At 32.9% G+C, this 22,257-nt stretch carries 19 protein-coding genes and 1 pseudogene; 13 read left to right on the top strand and 7 right to left on the bottom strand.

The features are described 5' to 3' along the window. The first annotated feature begins 2 nt into the window (after positions 1 to 2). The 7 genes from lptE to ACLHDE_RS11065 all read left to right on the top strand — a co-directional run bounded on the left by lptE (position 3) and on the right by ACLHDE_RS11065 (position 8,400). The gene (lptE, locus tag ACLHDE_RS11095) at positions 3 to 512 is read left to right on the top strand and encodes an LPS assembly lipoprotein LptE (protein WP_415396480.1); all 510 of its coding nucleotides are present in this window, start codon (positions 3 to 5) and stop codon (positions 510 to 512) included. Between the two features lie 2 nt (positions 513 to 514). After that, the gene (locus tag ACLHDE_RS11090) at positions 515 to 2,068 is read left to right on the top strand and encodes a GGDEF domain-containing protein (protein ID WP_415396479.1); all 1,554 of its coding nucleotides are present in this window, start codon (positions 515 to 517) and stop codon (positions 2,066 to 2,068) included. Continuing rightward, on the top strand, positions 2,068 to 3,234 hold the full coding sequence (locus tag ACLHDE_RS11085) for a bifunctional folylpolyglutamate synthase/dihydrofolate synthase (RefSeq protein WP_415396478.1): 1,167 nt from the start codon (positions 2,068 to 2,070) through the stop codon (positions 3,232 to 3,234). Before ACLHDE_RS11090 ends, ACLHDE_RS11085 begins: the two co-directional genes overlap by 1 nt. Further along, positions 3,227 to 4,183: a M23 family metallopeptidase gene (locus ACLHDE_RS11080; protein WP_415396477.1), complete on the top strand. Its 957-nt coding sequence runs from the start codon at positions 3,227 to 3,229 to the stop codon at positions 4,181 to 4,183. Before ACLHDE_RS11085 ends, ACLHDE_RS11080 begins: the two co-directional genes overlap by 8 nt. Further along, a complete protein-coding gene (locus ACLHDE_RS11075; RefSeq protein WP_415396476.1) occupies positions 4,180 to 4,506 on the top strand; it encodes a bactofilin family protein in 327 nt (108 codons plus the stop codon). Before ACLHDE_RS11080 ends, ACLHDE_RS11075 begins: the two co-directional genes overlap by 4 nt. Positions 4,507 to 4,586: 80 nt before the next feature. Beyond that, positions 4,587 to 7,577, top strand: a complete 2,991-nt coding sequence (locus ACLHDE_RS11070) for a DEAD/DEAH box helicase (protein WP_415396475.1) — start codon at positions 4,587 to 4,589, stop codon at positions 7,575 to 7,577. Positions 7,578 to 7,590: 13 nt separating this feature from the next. Beyond that, complete coding sequence (locus ACLHDE_RS11065; RefSeq protein WP_415396474.1) at positions 7,591 to 8,400, top strand: TIGR00282 family metallophosphoesterase; 810 nt, start codon at positions 7,591 to 7,593, stop codon at positions 8,398 to 8,400. Here ACLHDE_RS11065 and ACLHDE_RS11060 read toward each other — a convergent pair. After that, positions 8,397 to 8,852 carry a hypothetical protein gene (locus tag ACLHDE_RS11060; protein ID WP_415396473.1) on the bottom strand — a complete coding sequence of 152 codons (456 nt, stop codon included), beginning with the start codon at positions 8,850 to 8,852 and terminating at the stop codon, positions 8,397 to 8,399. The two genes, ACLHDE_RS11065 and ACLHDE_RS11060, sit on opposite strands and share 4 nt — an antisense overlap. A gap of 217 nt (positions 8,853 to 9,069) precedes the next feature. Between ACLHDE_RS11060 and ACLHDE_RS11055 the strand changes: the two genes are divergently transcribed. From ACLHDE_RS11055 to ACLHDE_RS11035, 5 genes are all read left to right on the top strand, one after another. Continuing rightward, positions 9,070 to 9,864 carry a sensor histidine kinase gene (locus ACLHDE_RS11055; RefSeq protein ID WP_415396472.1) on the top strand — a complete coding sequence of 265 codons (795 nt, stop codon included), beginning with the start codon at positions 9,070 to 9,072 and terminating at the stop codon, positions 9,862 to 9,864. Beyond that, entirely contained in the window at positions 9,857 to 10,552 is a 696-nt protein-coding gene (locus ACLHDE_RS11050) for a response regulator transcription factor (protein WP_415396471.1), read from the top strand. Before ACLHDE_RS11055 ends, ACLHDE_RS11050 begins: the two co-directional genes overlap by 8 nt. 89 nt (positions 10,553 to 10,641) lie before the next feature. Next, positions 10,642 to 11,316: a response regulator transcription factor gene (locus ACLHDE_RS11045; RefSeq protein WP_415396470.1), complete on the top strand. Its 675-nt coding sequence runs from the start codon at positions 10,642 to 10,644 to the stop codon at positions 11,314 to 11,316. Then, positions 11,310 to 12,704: an ATP-binding protein gene (locus ACLHDE_RS11040; RefSeq protein ID WP_415396469.1), complete on the top strand. Its 1,395-nt coding sequence runs from the start codon at positions 11,310 to 11,312 to the stop codon at positions 12,702 to 12,704. Before ACLHDE_RS11045 ends, ACLHDE_RS11040 begins: the two co-directional genes overlap by 7 nt. A gap of 72 nt (positions 12,705 to 12,776) precedes the next feature. Further along, positions 12,777 to 12,989, top strand: a complete 213-nt coding sequence (locus ACLHDE_RS11035) for a hypothetical protein (protein ID WP_415396468.1) — start codon at positions 12,777 to 12,779, stop codon at positions 12,987 to 12,989. Position 12,990: 1 nt separating this feature from the next. Here the strand turns inward: ACLHDE_RS11035 and ACLHDE_RS11030 are convergent, their stop codons facing one another. Beyond that, positions 12,991 to 14,703 (bottom strand): DNA polymerase III subunit gamma/tau, encoded by a 1,713-nt coding sequence (locus tag ACLHDE_RS11030; RefSeq protein ID WP_415396467.1) that lies wholly within the window; start codon positions 14,701 to 14,703, stop codon positions 12,991 to 12,993. A 52-nt stretch (positions 14,704 to 14,755) separates the two neighbouring features. Then, positions 14,756 to 16,516, bottom strand: a complete 1,761-nt coding sequence (locus ACLHDE_RS11025; RefSeq protein ID WP_415396466.1) for an EAL domain-containing protein — start codon at positions 16,514 to 16,516, stop codon at positions 14,756 to 14,758. A gap of 133 nt (positions 16,517 to 16,649) precedes the next feature. On the opposite strand from ACLHDE_RS11025, the gene ACLHDE_RS11020 reads away from it, so the two are divergent. Continuing rightward, positions 16,650 to 17,693 carry a chemotaxis protein CheX gene (locus ACLHDE_RS11020; RefSeq protein WP_415396465.1) on the top strand — a complete coding sequence of 348 codons (1,044 nt, stop codon included), beginning with the start codon at positions 16,650 to 16,652 and terminating at the stop codon, positions 17,691 to 17,693. A 3-nt stretch (positions 17,694 to 17,696) separates the two neighbouring features. On the opposite strand, the gene murI is transcribed toward ACLHDE_RS11020, so the two are convergent. The 4 genes and pseudogenes from murI to ACLHDE_RS11000 all read right to left on the bottom strand — a co-directional run. Further along, positions 17,697 to 18,440 carry a glutamate racemase gene (murI, locus tag ACLHDE_RS11015; protein ID WP_415396464.1) on the bottom strand — a complete coding sequence of 248 codons (744 nt, stop codon included), beginning with the start codon at positions 18,438 to 18,440 and terminating at the stop codon, positions 17,697 to 17,699. Then, on the bottom strand, positions 18,440 to 19,780 hold the full coding sequence (gene rho, locus ACLHDE_RS11010) for a transcription termination factor Rho (protein ID WP_415396463.1): 1,341 nt from the start codon (positions 19,778 to 19,780) through the stop codon (positions 18,440 to 18,442). Before rho ends, murI begins: the two co-directional genes overlap by 1 nt. Positions 19,781 to 19,979: 199 nt before the next feature. Beyond that, positions 19,980 to 21,437, bottom strand: a complete 1,458-nt coding sequence (locus ACLHDE_RS11005) for a PAS domain S-box protein (protein WP_415396462.1) — start codon at positions 21,435 to 21,437, stop codon at positions 19,980 to 19,982. Further along, positions 21,430 to 22,122, bottom strand: a pseudogene (locus tag ACLHDE_RS11000) (methyl-accepting chemotaxis protein); the annotation flags it as partial. The gene ACLHDE_RS11005 and the pseudogene ACLHDE_RS11000, both read right to left, overlap by 8 nt. Positions 22,123 to 22,257: the final 135 nt, after the last annotated feature.

Genomic DNA, 22,257 nt, shown 5'->3' with positions numbered 1-22,257 from the left:
TTGTGAAAATTATTTTATCACTTCTTATACTTTTAGGTTTTGCATCTTGTGGCTATAAGCCAAGTTCAAAGTTTGCTCGTGAAGTGATGGGTGAAAAAATAAGTACAAATATCATTATATCTGCGCATGATCCTGAAAATACTGTTATAATTAAAGATGCAGTAGATGAGGCAGTTATAACAGTTTTTCATGCTTCTTTGCATGATAAAGCAAGTTCTGATACTCATCTTGAGATAGCAATATCTGGGATTTCTTATTCTGCTAATGTCTATAATGATAATGGTTATGTTACAGGTTATAGAATGATGGTTGGTTTAAATATAACGAGAATGCATAATGGTATTTCTAAGAGCTATTCTGTCTCAGGTACATATGATTTTACAGTAGATCCAAATGCTACTGTAACAGACAAAGAAAGATTTGACGCTATACGTTTTAGTGCAGCAAAGGCTATAGAATCTTTTGTTGCAAAAGTTTCTGCTGAGGGTGCAAGAGCTAAAAAAAAGGAGTAGTTATGACTATACAAAATATTATCAACAAAGCTGTAAAGAGACTTGAGTTAGAAGGAAAACTTTTAACACCGGATTTTTATGCAGAGGCCTTTTGTAAAGAGGCCCAAAAAGCAGGGATGCAATCAGAAGATTGTAATCAAGTAGATAAATTTTCAAAAACACTTAACAAAGATATTCAAAAAGAACTATCTAAATATACAATCAAAACTATGGGCGAATTAGCCCGCTTTTTAATCTCTAAACTAAATAGAACAAACTCAACTATATGTTCTGAATTGCTCGAATCACAAAATACTTTAACAAAAAGAATCTTACAAGTTGTATCAGTCCTTCACAACGCTGAAGCTACCCAACTTGCAAAACAAAGCATAAAACTACTAAGCTCAAATCCAAACACAACAGAATTAGAACAGTATAGACAATATTGGGTCAATTTTATTACAACATACGATGATACATTTTTAAATAAATTAAGTGTCTTCGGTAGTGTTGATAGTAATAATTTAAGCAAAACTATTAAAAACTTAAAAATTCTACCAGCTTCAGATACCGCAAAGTTTGATAATCATGAACTTCAAAGAGTGGCATCTCTACTTGTTTCTTCTTTTGTCCCATCCATTGCATCTAGTGTAAATGAAAAGATAGCTAATCTTAGTGAAAAACTAAAAAACAATCCTTCACTTTTAGACAGTGTAAGTATAGAGAGTGAAATAAGGTCTATTATTTTACTAAGAATTGCTCTTGATAAAGAGAGTGTAAAGGAGATGGTAGAGTCTCTTGATGGAGTTTTAGATAAATTATCTTTAAGACTAATTGAGATGATTGAACGTTCTGATGATTCAACTGTAGAGATACAAAAAATAAAATCAGAGTTAGAAGAATATAATGAAGACACAGGCACCAACTTTAAAGTAGCACATAAAAAATTATTTATAATAGCTACTGCGCTAGAAGAAAATACTCAACTTTTAAGTAGAGATTTGAAAGATCATAGTACAGAAGTTGCTATTCTAAGTAAAAAGGTTCGTAAGCTTGAAAAAGAGTTAGAAGTGGCAAAAACTGCTTCAAAGGAAGACTTCTTGACTAAACTTTATAATAAACGCGCACTTGATGAGTTTATGAATGTGAAAGAGTCTGAGTTTGAGAGATACGGACATAACTTTTCTGTTGTTATATTCGACCTAGACCACTTTAAACAAGTGAATGATAATTATGGCCATGAAGCCGGAGATGCTATCCTTGGAGCTTTTGCAAAAATACTTAAAAAAGAAGCAAGAAGTGTTGATATAGTAGGTAGATTTGGCGGTGAAGAGTTTATGGCGCTTTTAAGCGAGACAGATTCTAAAGGTGGAGCTATATTTGCAGAAAAAGTAAGAAAGCATGTTAAAAAAGCCCGATTTATGTATAAAGGTGAGAGAATAGATGTAACTGTCAGTTCTGGAGTAAGTGAGAGAAAACAACACTCATCTTTATCTGCTGTTGTAAACTCTGCCGATGAGTATCTATATAAAGCTAAAAATGATGGACGTAATCAAGTAGCATACAAGAAAAAATAGTGTTACAAGATTTTTTAAACGCAAAACCACTCTATTATGATGAAATAGACTATAGTCGTATGCCTCGCATCTATGAGAAGATAAAGCCTTATCTTCCTATGCCAAAGATTATCCATCTTATCGGTACTAATGGAAAAGGAACTACAGGACGTTTCTTAGCAACTGCTCTATACTCACTTGGGTTTAATGTTGGACACTACACATCTCCTCATATTTTAGAGTTTAATGAAAGAGTATGGATAAATGGTAAAAATGCAGAGAGTGAGACTCTTGAAGCAGCTTATGAAGAGTTAGAGACTCTTTTATCTAAAGATGATTCAGATGCACTTAGTTATTTTGAATATACAACTTTACTATCTTTACTTGTATATAAAGAGTGTGACTATGTAGTTATGGAAGCTGGTTTAGGTGGAGAATATGATGCAACGGCAGTATTTGATAAAGTATTAACGCTTGTTACTCCTATAGCTTATGACCATGAAGCTTTCTTAGGTAACTCAATAAAAGAAATAGCTACAACAAAGTTAAATGCAATTCAAAATAATGCTATCTTGAGTCTACAAAAAGAGACAGAAATTTATGATATTGCAGAAGCTATGGCTGAGGAAAACTCTTTAAATATACAAAGAGTATCTCAAGTTTTAGATGCCGATGATGAACAAAAGATAGCCAAAATAGCAAAAAAATTGAAACTTGAGAGCTATTTAGTGCAAAATCTTGCACTTAGTATTTCAGCTTTAAAGTTTTTAAATATAGAATATAACAATAACAACTTTACAGATGCTAGACTTTTTGGAAGGTTAACTAGAATCAGTGAAAACGTTATAGTAGATGTTGGCCATAATCCCCTTGCAGCCGAAGCTATAAGAGAAGCGCTAAGTCCTGAGAAATATGTTCTTATTTATAATAGCTATCAAGATAAGGATTATAAAAAGATTCTTGAAATTCTAAAACCTATTATAAATAAGGTAGAAATAATATCAATCAATGATAAAAGAGCAGAGGCAGAAGATCGGCTTAAAAGAACTTTAAATGATTTAGAGATAGAATATAGTATATTTAAAAGTGTTACGCCAAATATTAAGTATCTTGTCTTTGGATCTTTTAGTGTTGTGGAAGCTTTTATGAAAAGGCAGAATAAGAGTGGAATTTTAAAATATGAATAATCATTTTACTATTACTATTAATGATGACCATGGCGTAAAACAATTTTATCTTCACCAAATAGTTAAAAAAGCTATTTGGTATGTAGTGTTGTTTTTAGGTTTTATAACTTTGATTGCAGTGGCTACCATTCTTTATCTTGATTACTCAGTTGATCAGATAGAAATAAAGCGTGAAAATACACAACTAGCTTTAAATACCCTCAAAAAAAAGAATAACAAACTTAATCAAAGTATGAAAAATACTCAGATGGCTCTATTGCTTAAGAAAAAAGAATTAAATGAAGTCTCCGACTCACTTTCTGAAATTGAAACATTAATTGGGCTTGCTCCTGTTGCAGATATGTCTTTACAAGAAAGAGTTAGTGTTACAAAACTAAACTCCGAGCATATGGCAACGCTGATGCAGTTTATTCCAAGTGGTTCTCCCATCGAGTATAGAGGAGTTACTAGTAAGTTTGGATATAGAATTCACCCAACTCTAGACAGGAAAGAGTTCCATCGCGGTCTAGATATGAAAGCTAAAATGAAAACACCTGTTTATGCAACTGCAGACGGAATAGTTGAGTATGCAGGTCTTCATAAGAAAAGTGGTTTCGGAAGACTTGTAATCCTTCAACATAACTATGGTTTTAGAACATATTTTGGTCATTTAAACAAGATTGTGATAAAATCAGGCCGATTTGTAAAGAAAGGGGATTTAATAGCTTATACTGGTAACTCTGGTATGAGTAGTGGTCCACATTTACACTATGAACTTAGATTTATTCAACGTGCAGTTAATCCTTTTTATTTTGTGAAATGGAATGTACAAAACTATAAAGACATATTTGAAAAGGAGAAAAAAATACCATGGCAATCTTTAATAACGGCGACAGCACACATCAAAGTACCAAACCCGACACAAACACTACCATCATCACAACTGGCTCTACAATCAAAGGTGAGATGAATCTCTCATGCAATTTATATGTAGATGGTGAGTTTGAAGGCGTAATTCATTCTAAAAAAGAGGTGAATATTGGTAAAAACGGTCATATTAAAGGTGACGTTACAACTCAAAGACTTGTAGTACAAGGTTACATTGAAGGTACTGTACGTGCTCTTAGAGTTGAGATAAAAGCTGCAGGTCGAGTTAATGGGACCATAGAATCAAGTGAGCTTGTCATTGAAGCTAAAGGTATTTTCGAAGGTAATAGTGTTGTAAAAGATACATCACCCCCTCCAACTACGGAAAGATCCGAAAAACCACAGATAAATAAAGTATTAAAGTAAAAGAGTTTCTCTTTTACTTTATAATCTTTTTTAGCCTCTCTTAGATAGAATTCCACTAATACAACCTTATTAGGAAAACAATGTCACAAAGTTCACTCTATCAATATTTTAAAACTGATCCAAATCAAGATCTTGAAGTTTTGATATGTCAAGATTCTAAAGAAGCTCACTCTTTAGAGAGTGTTGCAAAATTTTTCAATCGTGAAGTAGTGGTTTTTCCTGACTTTAGAGCTAGTTTTGGAGATGATCTTCGTGTTTACACAGAAGAGTTGCATCAACTATTTTGGGCATTAAAAACATATTATTCTAAAAAAAAGAAACCTTTAATTATATCTCCTCTAAAGACTCTTCTCTTTCACTTGCCACAAGCTTCACTTTTAGAATCTACGACAATAGAATTTGGTTCAAAGATTAACCTAAGTGCATTTAAAGAACAGATGCTGTTTTGGGGATATAACTTTGTAGATATGGTTCAAGTAGAGGGTGAGATATCTTTTCGTGGAGATATTATAGATATTTATGCTCCATCTTCAAAGATGCCAGTTCGTATATCTCTTTTTGATGATGAAATAGAGCAAATAAAATATTTTGAGCTAGAATCTCAAAGAACTCAGAGTGAAGAACTAGATTGTATAGAAGTAACTCCAGCATTTTACTCTCTTGATGAAGAGAGTTTTAATGCTCTTAGTGAGAAGGTCAAAGAGAGTGAATTAGACTCTTTAGTCAAAGATGTAGCATCTCTTGGGTTTTGGTATCTAGGAGATAAGGCTTCAAACTTTTTAGATGGCAAAAAAACAAAACTAGCAACTTCTTTAGATACTCTTTTAGTAGATGCATATGCACTAAATAATCCGGTGGTATCCAGAGATGAATTTAACTTAGAGATTTTGCCCCAGAGTGATGATTTTAAAGAAGTAATCGTAGCTGATTTACATGTCTTACTAAAGGTACATAAAAATAAAAAGATAACCATCATAGCTGCAAATGAAGCTTTGATGAAACAAGCTGGACTATTTAATCTCACAAATATCAAAGAAGTTTACGCTCCATATATCTTAAATGTAGTCTCAAAAGATGAACTTGTTATCTCTCTAAATAAGCCCGATAAGATTAGACGTAGAAGAAAAAGTTCTATTTTACTAGATGATTTAAAAGCGGGTGATTACGTAGTTCATGAAGATTATGGTGTAGGTATATTCGAGAAAATTGAGCAGACAGAAATTCTTGGAGGCATAAAGGATTTTATAGTTATCAAGTATGTTGGTGATGACAAAATTCTACTACCTGTTGAAAACCTTGATTTTATTGACCGCTACATAGCATCTGGTGGCTCTACTCCTGTTCTTGACAGACTTGGTAAGGGAAGTTTTGGAAAACTAAAAGATAAGGTTAAAAAACGCCTTATGGAGATAGCAGGGCAGATTGTAAATACTGCGGCTGCTCGTGAACTTATCAAAGCTCCAAAAATGAATGTTGCAAAAAAAGAGCTTCAAGAGTTTCAAAAGCTCGCTGGATTTGAATATACTGACGATCAAACCCAATCAGTTGATGAGATAATTACTCAGATGAGTTCTGGTCATATTATGGATAGACTTCTTAGTGGTGATGTTGGCTTTGGAAAAACAGAAGTTGCTATGAACACTATATTTGCAGCATATAAATCGGGTTTTCAATCTGCCCTTATAGTTCCGACAACTCTTTTATCTGCTCAACACTTTCGTTCTTTAAATGAGAGGTTTGCAGATTTAGGCATAAAATATGCAAAACTAGATAGATTTGTGACTACCAAAGATAAAAGTAATATTATAAAAGGTCTAGCATCTGGAGAGATAGATTGTGTTGTTGGAACACACGCTCTCTTTGGTTTGGCATTTAAAAACTTAGGTGTTGTAATCATAGATGAGGAGCACAAGTTTGGCGTAAAGCAAAAAGAGAAGATAAAAGAACTTTACCATAACGTTCACCTACTCTCAATGAGTGCTACACCGATTCCTCGTTCACTAAATCAAGCACTTAGCTCTATTAAAACAATGTCACAACTTCTAACTCCACCAAGTGAGAGACAGGGTGTAAGAACATTTGTAAAAGAGTATAGTGAGAAGTTAATAAAAGAGGTAATCTTACGAGAGCTTCGTCGCGGTGGTCAAGTTTTTTATGTGCACAACTCAATTGACCATATGCCTATAAAGCTAGGTGAGTTAAAAGCGATACTTCCAGACTTACGTATGGTAATGCTTCATTCAAAAATCTCTGCAGTTCAAACTGAAAAAGAGCTGTTGAAATTTGAAGCAGGGGAGTATGACTTAATGATAGCTACTTCCATCATAGAATCAGGTATCCATATGCCAAATGTAAACACCATGATAGTTGATGGTGCAGACAGATTTGGAATAGCAGATTTGCATCAGCTTCGTGGTCGTGTTGGACGTGGGCATAGTGAAGGTTTTGCTTATTTTATTGTAGAGAACAAAGAAAATCTGACAGATGAAGCAAAGAAGCGTCTTTTAGCTCTAGAGTCTAACTCATTTTTAGGAAGCGGATCAGTTTTAGCTTACCATGACTTAGAAATACGCGGTGGTGGAAATCTCGTAGGAGATGCCCAAAGTGGACACATAAAAAATATAGGTTACTCACTATACCTTAGAATGCTCGAAGACGCCATAAAACTCCTAAGTAATACTATGGAAAGCGAGAGAGCAAAAGTTGATATAAAGCTCACTATATCAGCTTTTATATCTGATGAGGTTGTAAAAGAAGATAGACTTCGCTTAGATATTTACAGAAGACTTTCTCAATGCGAAGAACCTGTAGAGGTATATGAGATAGAAGAAGAGATAATTGACAGATTTGGAGAGTTGGATGACCCTACAAAACAGTTCTTTGAGCTGATGGTAATCAAACTTTTAAGTTTAGAAGCAAAAATAAAAAGTGTTATGAATTATGGACAAAATATAACTGTTTCATATTTCAACGATTCTAAAGAGAGTATCAAGTCTGCTTCAAAAGATGATGATGACATCATCAAAGCGGTACTTTTTTATCTTAGAAATAATAAACCAAAAGTATTATAAAGGAAACTGAAATATGAGAATTGCTTTTATAGGTGATATCGTCGGTCGTCCAGGTCGCGAGATGTTAAAAGAGCATTTAAAAAATATAAGAGATGAATATAAAGTTGATTTTGTAATAGCAAACTATGAAAATGCATCTCATGGTTTTGGTGTGACTGCAAAAAATGCAAATGAGCTTTTAGCTTTAGGTATTGACTGCATGACAGGAGGTAATCACTCTTGGGATAAAAAAGATATTGAAGCACTTTTTGATACACATGAGATTCTTCGTCCGCATAATTACCCTGATGAAGTTGGTGGAACAGGATGTAAGGTTTATGATGTGGCTGGCGAAAAACTAGGTGTTCTTAACCTGATGGGGCACTACTCTATGCCGCTGGTTGATAATGCATTTAGAAAAGCAAGAGATGCAGTTGCTGAGCTTAATGAGCAGGGCGTAAAAAATATCTTTATAGATTTTCATGCAGAAGCTACAAGTGAAAAACGCGGTATGATGATGCTCCTCCAAGGTGAAGTTAGCGCAATTATAGGTACTCATACTCATATCTCAACTGATGATTTTCAAATAGCAAGCCAGACAGCATATCTAACTGATATTGGACTAACAGGATGTAGAGATAATGTTATCGGAATGGATTCTAAAGTCCCTCTAAAACAGTTCTTGACTGGTATGAAAGGACATTTTGATGTACCTAAGAAGTGTAAAAAAATTCTTCAGTTGGCTATTATGGACTTTAGTAATGGCAAGTGTTTGAATGCTTTTAAACTAAAATATTTTTGTGATGGCAGAATTATAAAAACTGAGGCTTACAAAGAAGATTAAGCTGTAATCTGGTAATAATTGTCATTTGCTAGATAAGTATTTACCATAGTGTGACGTATACTTTTTTCTTGTGCTTTTTGTAGTTCACTCGGTAGTTCTTGATCTATTTGAGGTGTTTTACTCTGAGTCGCTTTTGGCTCTAAAAAGAGTGAAAACATTACAGAATTATCTGCATAAGCTTCTTTGGCATTTTTCATAGTATTAATTTTTTTAATCTCTATTTCGTCTTTATTTTGAAACTGTTTTTGTAATTTCTGCTTATTGCTAAATGCCTTATAGTTTGAGATATAAGTAATCGGTAGATTTTGAGTATCTTTTGATTCGAGTACAACATTTTGTGCTAGTTTTGATTCAAAAGAATTAGAAGAATATTTTGATTTATCTACTTTTTGGTTTGAAGTTCTATCGGAGTTATTTGTGTTGACATAAGTATTATATGATGATACAAACATGACACCCCCCCCGCACAGCTATCTACTCATATTATAAACCAATTAAGCTTATTTGCTTCTTTTTTATTAACGTTATGTCATATTGTGATATTAATTCAATAATAAAAAAACTTTTTTTGGTTAAAATACAACGATGAACTTTTTTAATAACTTTATATATAACCAGACCATATTCTACCAACTACTAATATTTTTTTTAATTATAATAATAGGAATATTGATTTATAGAAGTTTTAGAATCAATAAGTTAAATCAAGAGATGCAATACAAGCTAAAAGAAGAACTAAAAAAATTTAGTGATAAAGACAAGATTCTCTTTCATAAAAATAAACTTGATGCCATGGGTGAGATGCTTGAAAATATTGCTCATCAGTGGAGACAACCCCTTTCTCAAATAAACTCATCTGTGCTTCTTATAGATGACACGCTTCATGAAATGAACTTTAGAAATATAGATGTTGAGGAGAGACTTTTAGAGATAGAGTCTTTAACTAAATACTTATCAAACACTATCAATGATTTCAAAGACTTCTTCGCTCATGATAAGATAAAAAATAGCTTTTTACTTAGAGAGATGATTGAGAAGTCAATATATATAGTAAAAGGTAGTCTTAAAAAGAATAATGTAGAAGTTATAGTTAATATAGAACAAGATTGTAGATATTATGGTTATGAAAGTGAATTACAGCAGGTTGTATTGGTATTACTTAACAATTCTAAAGAAGCACTTGTAAATAGGAGTATCAAAGATCCAATAATAAATATATATATTAAGCAAGAAGACGAGTTTTACAAAATAAAAATCTGTGATAATGCCGGTGGGATTATAAAGAGTATTAGAGAGAAGATTTTTGAACCATACTTTACAACAAAGCATAAATCTAAAGGAACGGGATTGGGGCTATATATGTCTAAAAAGATTATTGAAGAGAGTATGGATGGAGAGTTAAATATGAATACTCATAAATTGGGTGTCTGTTTTGAAATCAAACTAAAGGTAGTTAATGAATAATATAAAAGAACCATACTCAGTTTTATATATTGAAGATGAAAAAGATATTAGAGCTAACTATGTAAACTATTTAGATAGACATTTTGAGAAAGTTTATGAAGCTGCTGATGGTGAAGAGGGCTATGAGAAGTATAAGAAAAATAGACCTGATATTATGATTGTAGATATTAACCTTCCGAAGTTAAACGGACTTGAGTTAGTTAGAAGAATAAGAGAAAATAATCACTCTACAAAAGTTATTATGCTCACGGCTCACTCAGAGACAAAGTCCTTATTAGAAGCGACAGAGCTAAAACTTACAAAGTACCTGGTAAAGCCTGTTAGTAGACGTGAGTTAAAAGATGCTTTAACCCTTGTCATAGGTGAGCTTTCTAATTTTGAGATAATATTTAAAAAAACAATTGTTTTAAAAGACAGCTTTTATTGGGATGTACAAAGAGAAGAACTTTTAAATAATAATGTTTCTACACTTCTTACAAATAAAGAGAGGTCTATTTTAGCACTTCTTTTTTCCTCTATAAATACAACTTTTACGTATGATGAGATTATTATAAATGTCTGGTACGAGGATGATTATGATAGAGATAAGTTAGATGCCCTAAAAACGATTATAAAAAATCTAAGAAAAAAGTTGCCAAAAGATAGCATTAAAAATGTATATGGAACTGGTTACAAGATAGAAATGTAATTATTAATCATTAGTGTAACCAGATGGTAATAAAACTAAAACAACATTTTGGTACAATTGTAAAAAGATAATCGCTAAGGTGATAATAGATGAGCGCTAAAATTGTTGTAGTTGAAGATGAAGAAGATTTACTTGAACTTCTTGAGTATACACTTGAGAAGGAGGGTTTTGAAGTCATAGGTTTTTTAAATACAAAAACAGTAACTCAAATACTTGAAGAAGAAGAAATTGACCTTCTTATAATGGACAGAAATCTTCCTGGTGTTGAGGGCAGTGAATTTGTATCAAGCCTTCGTGAAGATGGAGTTTTAACTCCTGTAATATATCTCAGTGCAAAAAATAGAGATTCAGATATTGAAGAGGGCTTTTTAAGAGGAGCAGATGACTACCTTACTAAACCTTTTAACATGAAAGAACTTGTTCTTCGTGTTAAATCTATCCTTAGAAGAACTACTAAAAAATACAATGTAGGTCAAATATCTCACAGGGATCTACTCCTAGATAAAAGTACAAGAGAGTTAAGCGTAGATGGAGAAAGAGTAGAGATAACAAAACTGGAGTTTGATCTTTTATATGAGTTTATCATTAACAAAAATAGTGTCTTAGATCGTGATTATCTTCTTACAAATGTATGGGGAGATGGTGAGTCTTATCAGTATAAGACTGTAAATGTTGCTATCAATCGTCTAAAAGAGAAAATTGACCCGCATAAGACAAAAGATTATATTCAAACAGTACGTGGAGTTGGATACCGCCTGTGCTAAAAATACATCAAATATTTATTATAAAATTTTTACTCCTTTTTGTAGGAACTCTTTTTGTTACTTCACTAATTAGCTACATAGCACTAAAATCAATAATCATAGATCACAATGAAAATCACTTGGAAAATGCAATAATTCTCATGGAACTTGAATTGGAAAATATTGAAGATCTAGATTCATTTGCTAAGCTAGTACATGAAAATACAGAGCTTCGTGTTACGATAATAGATGATATTGGTGTGGTCATCGCTGAGTCAAGTGCAGACAAAGCTAGAATGGATAATCATAGCTCGAGGTATGAGATTATGCAGGCAAATAAAGATGAATTTTCACATATTACAAGATACTCTAAGACACTAAAAGTAGATTTTTTATATGTAGCAAAGAAGTTGTCTTATCAAGGTAAAAATATATATATTAGACTCTCTATGAGTTTGGCTCAGGTAATGAGCGACTTTTATTCTTTATGGTCTAAGCTATTTTTAGTCTTTTTAGTGGTTGTCGTTTTTGCATTTTATATCTCTAAAAGGATGAGTGAGAGAATCGTTTATGATATTGATCAGATTACCATTTTTCTTGATGATATATCAAACAAAAATTATAACGCTATCATAAAGACAAAATACTTTTATGAATTTCTCCAGATATCCTTGATGCTTAAAAACCTTGTAAAGAAGTTGAGTTCAAGGGATAAACAAAAACGAAAATATACGGCAAAACTAAGACTAATGAACAAGCAGAGAAATGATATACTCTCTGCTATCTCTCATGAATTTAAAAACCCTGTTGCATCTATAATAGGTTATGCTCAAACACTTCAAGAAGATCCTGATATCACTCCAAAAATACGTGAAAAGTTCTTAAGTAAGATAAGCTCAAACGGAGATAAAATATCTCAGATGCTAGATCGTTTGGCCCTTTCTGTCAAACTGGAAAATGATGATCTTAAAATAGAAATAAAACGTTTTGATATGAAAAAGCTTTGTGAAGAAGTTGTCTCAAACCTATCTTTAAAGTATAGAAATAGAGAGATAACTCTTGAGGCGTCAAATACTATAGTAGAAGCTGATAAAACGATGATAGAGTTAGTTCTTGTCAATTTAGTTGATAATGCACTTAAATACTCTCAAATGGAAGTACAAGTAGTATTAAAAGATGATGAACTTTCAGTTATTGATAAAGGTATCGGTATTCAAGAAGAGCATCTCGATAAGGTTACTGCCAAGTTTTACAGAGTAAATAAAAATACTTGGGACAACTCTATGGGAATAGGGCTGGCTATGGTTAGTTATATTCTAAAAATGCATAGTTCAAAGTTAAAGATAATATCCAAAGTTGCAGAGGGCTCAGTTTTTAGCTTTTCTATCAAAGAGATGTTAAAAAAATAGCAAATTGCCATATATTTGTAAGTTTTTTTTTGCTTACGCTATATTTCTACTATTGATTTAGTAGGAAAATATATGAGAGATTTTAATGGAATTATAGAGGAGTTAAAACTCTATCTGGCAGTTGGTGAAAATAAAAAAGTTTTAGATAAAGACGTAGCAGTTGCACTAAAAATATCTCAGGCAAACTTTGCTACCATCAAACGAAGAAATTCAACTCCTTATAAAAATATTTTAGAGTTTTGCAAAGAAGAAAATCTTTGCTGTAGTGATATTTTTTTTCAATAGATTAGATTTTGGACTGAATAGTTATCTTAGTAGCTTCAAATAGTTCTATGGCTTTTTGAACCATAGGTTCATCTTTGATATTTGTTCCATTGATTTCTTTGACTTCACTCTGGGCAGGTGAACAGTTAGTTACACAACTTGCACTCCCACCCATTTCAGCATCTTCGACCATTGAAGTGCTTTGTTCATGCTGCATCTGAGGTTGTTCATGAGCACCTAGCGGAGTGTCATTTTTTTTTTCAAGATTCACTTTTGTACAGGCTTGATGTCTGATTTTTGTCTCAAAACCAAAAGTTTCACGAACAAGTTGTTTGATAGCAGAATAGCCATGTGTTAGAATCTTTTTACACTCTTCATTTGCACAACTTTCCCAAGTTAAGACTTCATCTTCATAAGAGACAAAACTGATAGACTCTTCAAAACATCTGCCTAATTCTGCATTTCTATCTTTGATACTATCAATTAGTTCATTAAACATCTTAAGAGATAGGTTTGGCATCTCTACTGGTGTTTCAAGGGGTGGAGGTGGCATCTCATCTTGAACTTTTGGTGTCTCAACTTGAGTAGACTCTACAGGTTCTATATTTATGTTGGATATCTCAGGTCTTTTAATTTCTTTTTGAAGAGACTCTATCATCTGGTCAACTTCTTTTATACGAAGAGCTTCAACCATTTTGAAAAAGATAAGAGATATTACAAATGAACCGTTGGCATTGATGCTAAATAGTGACTTAGAATCACTTAAAATTCTAAAAAATCTATCTAAAACAAGAGTTGAAAAAAGAGCGTCTTGATTGTACATACGTTCTTTTAAGTAGGCGATTAATTCATCAACAACCATCTCAGCTTCATAGTCCTCGAGTATTTGCGTGTACTCAACAAGACGAGCATAATCTTTTGCAAATACTGCGCTAAATAGGTCCATGATAAACTTAGGATCAACAAGTCCTAACATGTCTGTAACAGTATTTACATCTACATGATTTTTAGAGTAGATAATAGCTTGATCAAGTAAAGTAAGCGTATCTCTTAAACTTCCATTTCCGCTTCTTGCCAAAATCTCTAAAGCATCTGCTTCATACTGTATTTCTTCTAAGTTTAGGATATGAGCTAAATGATCTACAACTTTTTTAGTTGAAATAGACTTAAATCTAAAGTGCTGAGTACGACTTAAAATTGTTGCAGGAAGCTTCAGCGGATCAGTGGTAGCCAAGATAAACTTCACATATTCTGGCGGTTCTTCAAGAGTTTTTAAAAGAGCATTGAAAGCTTCTTTTGTCAGCATATGAACTTCATCGATGATGAAGATCTTATATCTTGCAGATGAAGGTTTGTATTTTGTCTGCTCTATAAGATCTCTAATGTCATCTATCTTTCTTGAAGATGCCGCATCCATCTCTACTATGTCCATGTGACGGTTTTGTACTGCTAGAATACAGTTTTGACAAGTCCCGCAAGGCTGATGTGACATACCTTGTTCACAAATAAGAGCTTTCGCAAAGATACGGGCTGTTGAAGTCTTTCCACTTCCTCTAAGCCCTGAAAAAAGATATGCATGAGAGAGTCTGTTTGAGTCAAGCGCAAGCGATAAAGTCTGAGCAATAGTCTCTTGACCAATAAGCTCATCAAAATTTGATGGACGATATTTTCTTGCTAATACTTCAGAAGACTCTTTCACATGCAACTCCAAATTAAATTCTAATGATTTTAGCATCTATAGAGTTAAACTATGATTTAAAGATTCAAAATATAGTTATGTTTTATTCTTATACCATAGAACTTAGTGAAACGTGAGAGAGTTCATTTTTAGCAACTTTTTTTTGCAGAGATAAGATATTATTTATATTATTTATACATCTTTGTTTAGATTTTTTATGAATGATTAGAACTGAGGCACTGACTGTTAGAAGAGGAAACTCTTTTTTGTTTTCTTCTCTATCTTTTGAAAGTATATAACCTCTATCTTTATCATCTTGAGAGTAAAACTCGATAACGTCATCTGTAAACTTTTTAACTATGTTTTTTACATTATTTATATATATATCATTGTCGTCTTTTGTACTTTTTATTCCAACAAAAAAGTCATCTCCGCCTATGTGGGCTTTAAAAAACTCCTGAGGTAGATTTTTTCTAAGTATGTCAGCAAAGAGCTGAATTACTCTATCTCCATTTCTAAAGCCGTAAACATCGTTAAAAGCTTTAAAATTATCCAAATCAAAGTAGCAAAGTAGATATGTCTCTTTTGATTTGGAAGCATCCCAAACATACTTTTCTATCATAGTGTTTCCAGGTAATTTAGTTAGTGGATTTTGTTCTCTTGCAAAGAGGAGGTTTTGTTCATTCATAATAGTAATAATTGCTCTTGCAGATAAAAAGCCGTAGTACTTAAAGTCTTCTGTGATGATGATTCCTATGGACTCAGGGTTGTTTGAAAAGAGTTCAATGATGGTTGATATTTCGTTGTTTATATCTGCTATTGCACAAGGGTTTATAAGATTTATTAGTTTAGATTTTGTTGAGTCATCATGTAGGAGTAGAGATCTTCCATATGGAGAATAAAGAAAGTCTTTAATCTGATTCTCTTCTAAGATACCTATTGGTTCATTGTGTGAGTTTACTATAGGAACAACAGTAGACCCATAGTTTTTTTGAAAGTACTCAATAACTGTAACCATTTTTGTTTTTATAGGTAGAGTAGGAATCGTCTCGATATAACTGCGTATCTCTTGCCCCTTCTCAATAGAGCGTTGGTCTTTATCTATAATATTAGATATCTCTGTATAGTTTGATTTGATATGATGAACATTAGTAGTAGGTTTTTGAATTAAGTATCCTTGAACCAAGTGGCATCCAACATCTCTACATACTAGAAGTTCTTCTATTGTCTCTACTCCCTCTGCAACAACTTGTATTCCAAGTTGAACAGCTAATTGAGTGATGCTTTTGAGCATTACTTTTTTCTTAGGAAGCCTGTGAACATCTTGAAGGAAAAATCTGTCTATTTTTAATATATCAGGTTTCACATCATGAAGAAGTTTATAGCCTGAGTAGCCAACACCAAAGTCATCTATTGCTATACAGTAGTTGTTATCTTTATAGTGTTGCATAATAGTCTGCATATCCTGAACGCCGTCAAGTTGATGTCGCTCTGATATCTCAAAACAAATAGTGTCTTTTTTTATCTTGTGCTCTTGAAGAATTTTTTTAGTGTTTCCAGGAGTGAAGTTAGGCATCTCAAAGAGACGGTTATCAAGGTTGTAAAATAGCTTTAGGTCTTCATATATAGCTATCTCTGTAAATTTTTTAATAGTTTTTTTTCTAAGTTCTAAGTCAAATGAGTAGAGTATATTTTTTCTATATACTTCATCAAAAATATCAAATATAGATTCAAAACCTACTTCTTTATAGTTTCTAAGAAGCGCTTCTACCGCAAATATTTTTCCTGTGTGAATGTTGAGTATGGGTTGAAAGGCAATGTCTAAAATGCTTAGCTTCTCATACCATTCTTTGGGTAATTGATTTTCCATGACACAATTCTAGTGTTTGAATATTGCAAAATGGTTACAGTGCTGCTTTGTATAGATTAAGTATTTAGTTATAGGAGAATTTAATGGAGACGATGTTAATATTTAAATATAAAAAAATTGAGAGAAAGAGCAGATGCATAATAAAATTGGTAATTTTATAGTTGTAAATTTTACAGGAGTCATCACTGAGCGCAATATTAGACTGCTTGAGAGTTCTATTCTTTCCAAGCAAGATAGGATTAAAGATAAAAAAATCAGGGGTGTTTTAGTCTCTTTAAAAGGAATCGTCTACGAAAACAATCTAAAAAACCTCACAATTATGACAAATGAACTAGATCAACTAAGTGAAAAAGTTGGAGTCTCGATTAGTTTCATTGATTACAGTGTTAAACTTTTTCAAGTATTAAAAAAAGTTACTAAAAGCACTAAAGTAAAACTTTTTAAAAATACAAATGTCGCAAATCTTTTTCTTGACCCCAAAACGTTTAAAGAAGCTATGTGTGTCTTAGTATATGACGAAGATGCGGAGAATGGCAAAAGACTATCTTCTGAACTAGCTAAATATGGATACACGGTAATAGTAGTAAAAGATATAGATGAACTTCAAGGACAGATGAATGAAGGAGCTCATGATATCATTATTACTCATAGTGCTCTAAATGAAAAGTTAGGTAGTAAAAGTAGTTCAAAAAATGTTCTAGCTCTTTCTAAAAAACTTATAGTAAACCTTCCTGTATTTATGGATACAGCCGTTGAGACTCTGGTCTCATTTACTGGGTTAGAAGCGCAGAAGACATCACATAGTATTAAAGGTTTTGATACAAGTCTTGATGTAGATAACATCTGTGCAGTTATGCACTTCAAAGGTGACTTGGAAGGTTTCTTTACTCTTGTTTTTCCAAAAGACATTGCCATTATTGCTCTTGAATCACTTCTTGGTGAGACTGTAGAAGAGAGTGATGAAGAGACGCTTAGAGATGGGGTAGGTGAGTTTTGTAATATTATTACTGGTAGTACAAAAACAGCATTTGAAAAAAAAGATATCAAAGTTATTTTTGATTTGCCCAAAACATATAACACACTAAAATCTACCCAAAAGGATATCGGGGAAAATAATGGTGTTTGGATAGATATGCGTTTAGCAGGAAAATCTTTTTATATGTTTATTACAAAGTAGCTTTTAAAGAGATAGCCATTTCGCGGCAACAGCTTTAAGTGCATCTGGGTTTTCAGATGCAAAAAACTTTAGAGTTGGGTTTTCATATTTTTGAGTAAACTCAAACTCATTTTCAAGATACTCTACGATAGCATCTCCTGAGTGAATAATAATACTCTTTTTTGAAAAATAATTTTCTATCTCTTGTGAAATAAGCGGAAAGTGCGTACATCCTAAGATGATGGCATCTGGCTTTTGAACATCTTTGAAGTAATGCTCAAGAGTTGCTTCTAAGACTTTACCGCTGTAAATTTCTTCTTCAACAAGTGGAACAAACAAGCCTGTAGCCTTTGATTCAAGGTTATTATAACCTCTTTCTTTAAGACCATTTTCATAAGCTTTTGAATTAACAGTTGCTTTTGTTCCAAGGATAAGAATATTCGAGTTTTTGTTTGTAAGTGCATTAACCGTGGCTAAAATACCTGCTTCAACAACTCCGATAACAGGACAAGCTGAACTCTCTCGCATCTCATCAAGTGCATAGGCACTAACTGTATTACAAGCCACTATAATAAGATCTATTTCGAAGTTTTTGAAAAACTCTACGGCTTCAATAGCGTAGCGGATGATTGTGTTTTTATCTTTGATTCCGTAAGGGACACGAGCAGTGTCGCCAAAGTAGATAATCTCTTCAAACAGAGCGTGTTCTAGAAGTGACTTAACAACAGTTAAACCACCAATTCCACTATCAAATACACCTATTTTCATTACTTATCTGTATTCATACTTTCTAAGAACTCTTCGTTTGTATCTTTTTTACCCATAGTTGTGTAAACAAACTTAAGTGCTTCTATTTCATTGTCTTGTTTGTGTAGCATCTGACGTAAGATAAATACTTTTTGAAGAGTTTCAGGACCGATAAGAAGTTCATCTTTTCGAGTTCCAGATTTAAGAATATCCATAGCTGGGTATATTCTTCTATCAGCAATTTTTCTATCAAGAACAACTTCCATATTGCCAGTACCTTTGAACTCTTCAAAGATAACTTCATCCATTCTACTTCCAGTATCAACTAGAGCAGTAGCAATAATAGTTAAACTTCCACCATTCTCAATATTACGTGCAGCACCAAAGAATCTTTTTGGTTTATGTAGAGCGTTTGCATCTACACCACCTGAAAGCACTTTACCGCTTGAAGGAGTAACAGTATTGTAAGCACGTGCAAGACGAGTGATAGAGTCCAAAAGGATTACAACATCTTTTCCAAGCTCAACACGTCTTTTAGCTTTTTCAATTACCATCTCAGCAACTTTAACATGGTTTTTTGCAGGCATATCAAAAGTAGAGCTGTAAACTTCACCTTTAACACTTCTCTCCATGTCTGTAACTTCTTCTGGTCTCTCATCAACAAGTAAAACAATTAGGTCAATCTCTGCATGATTCTTAGATATACCATGAGCAATCTCTTTTAAAAGTTCAGTTTTACCACTTCTTGGAGGTGCAACGATTAGACCACGCTGACCTTTACCGATAGGGCAAAAAAGATCCATCATACGACCAGTAAGACCTTTTTCTCTGTACTCTAGGTTGATTTGATCTAGTGGATAAAGTGGGGTGAGATTCTCAAATAGAGGTCTTTTTTTACTCTCTTCAGGAGGTAAGCTATTCACTGCTTCTATTTTGATAAGTGCATAATAACGTTCTTGGTCTTTGGGTGGGCGTACTTGCCCTGTTACAACATCACCGTTTCTAAGTGCAAACCTTTTGATTTGTGTATTAGATACGTAAGCATCATTGATACTTTCATTAAAACTTTTATCTATCGAACGGATAAACCCATATCCATCTTGCATAATTTCTAAAATACCACTAAATAGTATAAAACCACCTTGCTCAGTTTGAGCTTTAAGAATTTCAAAAATAATATCTTGTCTTTTTAATTCATTTGGATGCTCAACATTTAACTCGTTGGCAATTACCACTAATTCTTCTGTAGTTTTTGTACGAAGTTCTTCAACACTAGCGCCTTTTACGGGTTTGTGTGTTCTTGTTTTTGAGCTATTTCGATTGTTGGTTTTGCGAGGTTGTTGTGAAGTATTTTCACTCATATAGTAAGTACCTTAGTTTGATTGGGATTTTTATAAGAAGGGTTATTAAGTTTTAATGATGTATTTTACAACAATAGGGTATGTAAAGTCAAGTTCGTGGTTTTTAAGAGAAGCTAGTACAAGAATATGTGAGCCCTCTTTACTAGTTTTCTTATCTTTAGTTGAGATTTATGTTGTCTATTTGATTTTAACACTATTATTAGTCTTTAAATCTTTCTCTAATCTCTGAAAATTTTTCTATATTTTCTAAAAATATATCTGCCAATACAGGATCAAAATGCTTAGCTCTTTCTTCTTTTATATAATCAAATATCTTTTCTAATTCCCATGCTTTTTTATAAACTCTATCACTTCCAAGTGCATCAAAAACATCAGCTATTGCAGTAATACGTCCAAATATATGGATATCTTCAGCTTTGAGAGCATTTGGATAACCTGAACCATCCCACTTCTCATGATGTGTGTGTGAAATAGTAGCAGCTGCTTTTAATATAGGTCTTGAAGAATCTCTTAAGATGTAATAGCCAGCTTCAGCATGTGTTCTCATAATTAGCCATTCGCTTGCATCTAATGGACCTGGTTTTAACAAAATATTATCAGAGATGCCTACTTTTCCAATATCATGCATTGGTGAAGCTGCATGCAATAAATCGACATCTTCCTGACTTAGCCCTGCCATCTGCGCGAGTACTTTTGAATACTCTGCAACTCTCTTTACATGAAAACCTGATTCTTCTGATCTATGCTCTACAATCTCACCTATTTTATTGATTATCTCTTTTTGAGTACTTATTATCTCCTCATTTAGGTTTACTATATCCGTAATATCATGCATAATTTGCAGATACTCTATAATATTTGAGTTAAGGTCTACTACAGGATAAAAGAGAGTGCTAAAATGGAGTTTGTTGCCACTTTTTGTGGTATTGGTCAGTAGTCTGTTGATAGATTTCCCCTTTTTTATATCATTTTTTATCTTTTCACACTCAAGTATTGTTTGATGTTTTTTATCTCTTAGTTGGGCACAATTAACCCCTACTAAATCTTTAAGTTCATATTCCATCAACATACAAAATCTAGGATTTGCATAGGTAATTATATTATTTGTATCTGTCTTAAGAACGGCAACAACAGAACTAATTGCATCCTCGTATTGTTTAAGATAGTTAAGATTTTCTTGGATATTTTTATTAGTATTGTTAAGTTCATTTTTTAGTAAATCTTTATATTGTTCAATCTCTGTAATGTCATGTCTTATGGCAATATATTCGATGATGTCTCCACTATTGTTAAAAATAGGATTAATAACTGTGTCTACATAATAAGCATCACCGTTTTTCTTACGGTTTTTTACCTTGCCATACCAAGGCTTAGCTGATTGAATAGTCTTCCAAAGTTCTTTAAAATCTTCCGATGGCATATCTGAATGACGAATAATATTGTGTGGTTCACCAATAAGTTCTTCTTCACTGTATCCTGAAATCTCACAGAATTTACTATTTACAAAGGTAATAATTCCTGATTTATCAGTTTTAGAGACTATAGCACTTCTATCAACTATCTCTTGATACTGTTTGAGCAACACAGCCTTATTTTTATTTTCTAGTGACATTTGATACTCCTTCCAAGCTTTAAGGCTTTTTTCTTCTTTACTCATCTATCATATCCTCAATAAATGTAAACAACTTATTGCTGGCAATCTCCATCTCTTGAAAATCTTTTAAAATAGCATCTCTGTTTTCAACACAACTGTCTTTACCTTCAATACACTTCATAGCTTCTAAAATTTTATTATGTACAGTTGCATGTGGTTCATCTATTTTTTTGTAGCTTTGAGTATTTGAAAACTCTTGTCTTCCTTCATTTTCAAACCACTTTGTAAAACGACAGTCATGATGATTTTCGAACTCTCCAACTTTTTTACCAAGGTTAATAGAGGTGTAAGCGTTTGCTTTTAAAAGAATATGGTCAATCATAATAAGATTTGTAAATATACGATTTTTAATACCTTGAATATCGTTTTCAATTATCTCATTTGTATTACGAAGCTGCTCCATACTCTGACTAAATGTATTCATAAGATGACTAAAATCACGCACTACATCACGCATAGATTCAGAACTGCCTGACATCTCTGTACTCTCTTGTTGTAAAACCTGAACTGTTGTCCTTATCTCCGCAGTTGCCTTTTGAGTTCTCTCTGCTAGCTTTCTCACTTCATCTGCCACAACTGCAAATCCTCTTCCATGTTCGCCTGCACGTGCTGCTTCAATCGCTGCATTTAAAGCTAAGAGATTTGTTTGGTCTGAAATATCACTTATAAGATTAATGACGGTAGTAATCTCTTTAGTGCGTTCTTCTAGGGAGTGGGTAGAGTGAGTATTGTTATCTAAAAGTTCATTAAGTCCATGTAGTTTGTCTCCTACGCTTTGTGATTCTTCAGCGCGCGCAATAGACATCAGAGTGGCATCTTTTAC

This window comes from Sulfurimonas iocasae (genome assembly GCF_047716755.1).
Taxonomy (GTDB): Bacteria; Campylobacterota; Campylobacteria; order Campylobacterales; family Sulfurimonadaceae; genus Sulfurimonas.
Note: the sequence above shows the minus strand (reverse complement) of the source record. Positions and strands in the feature narration are given on the sequence as shown.

Bases quoted from the DNA above. Each gene is read 5' to 3' on its own strand.
- ACLHDE_RS11090 (WP_415396479.1), top strand. From the start codon at position 515: ATGACTATACAAAATATTATCAACAAAGCTGTAAAGAGACTTGAGTTA.
- ACLHDE_RS11080 (WP_415396477.1), top strand. From the start codon at position 3,227: ATGAATAATCATTTTACTATTACTATTAATGATGACCATGGCGTAAAA.
- ACLHDE_RS11075 (WP_415396476.1), top strand. From the start codon at position 4,180: ATGAATCTCTCATGCAATTTATATGTAGATGGTGAGTTTGAAGGCGTA.
- ACLHDE_RS11070 (WP_415396475.1), top strand. From the start codon at position 4,587: ATGTCACAAAGTTCACTCTATCAATATTTTAAAACTGATCCAAATCAA.
- ACLHDE_RS11065 (WP_415396474.1), top strand. From the start codon at position 7,591: ATGAGAATTGCTTTTATAGGTGATATCGTCGGTCGTCCAGGTCGCGAG.
- ACLHDE_RS11060 (WP_415396473.1), bottom strand. From the start codon at position 8,852: ATGTTTGTATCATCATATAATACTTATGTCAACACAAATAACTCCGAT.
- ACLHDE_RS11050 (WP_415396471.1), top strand. From the start codon at position 9,857: ATGAATAATATAAAAGAACCATACTCAGTTTTATATATTGAAGATGAA.
- ACLHDE_RS11045 (WP_415396470.1), top strand. From the start codon at position 10,642: ATGAGCGCTAAAATTGTTGTAGTTGAAGATGAAGAAGATTTACTTGAA.
- ACLHDE_RS11035 (WP_415396468.1), top strand. From the start codon at position 12,777: ATGAGAGATTTTAATGGAATTATAGAGGAGTTAAAACTCTATCTGGCA.
- ACLHDE_RS11030 (WP_415396467.1), bottom strand. From the start codon at position 14,703: ATGCTAAAATCATTAGAATTTAATTTGGAGTTGCATGTGAAAGAGTCT.
- ACLHDE_RS11025 (WP_415396466.1), bottom strand. From the start codon at position 16,516: ATGGAAAATCAATTACCCAAAGAATGGTATGAGAAGCTAAGCATTTTA.
- ACLHDE_RS11020 (WP_415396465.1), top strand. From the start codon at position 16,650: ATGCATAATAAAATTGGTAATTTTATAGTTGTAAATTTTACAGGAGTC.
- murI (WP_415396464.1), bottom strand. From the start codon at position 18,440: ATGAAAATAGGTGTATTTGATAGTGGAATTGGTGGTTTAACTGTTGTT.
- rho (WP_415396463.1), bottom strand. From the start codon at position 19,780: ATGAGTGAAAATACTTCACAACAACCTCGCAAAACCAACAATCGAAAT.
- ACLHDE_RS11005 (WP_415396462.1), bottom strand. From the start codon at position 21,437: ATGAGTAAAGAAGAAAAAAGCCTTAAAGCTTGGAAGGAGTATCAAATG.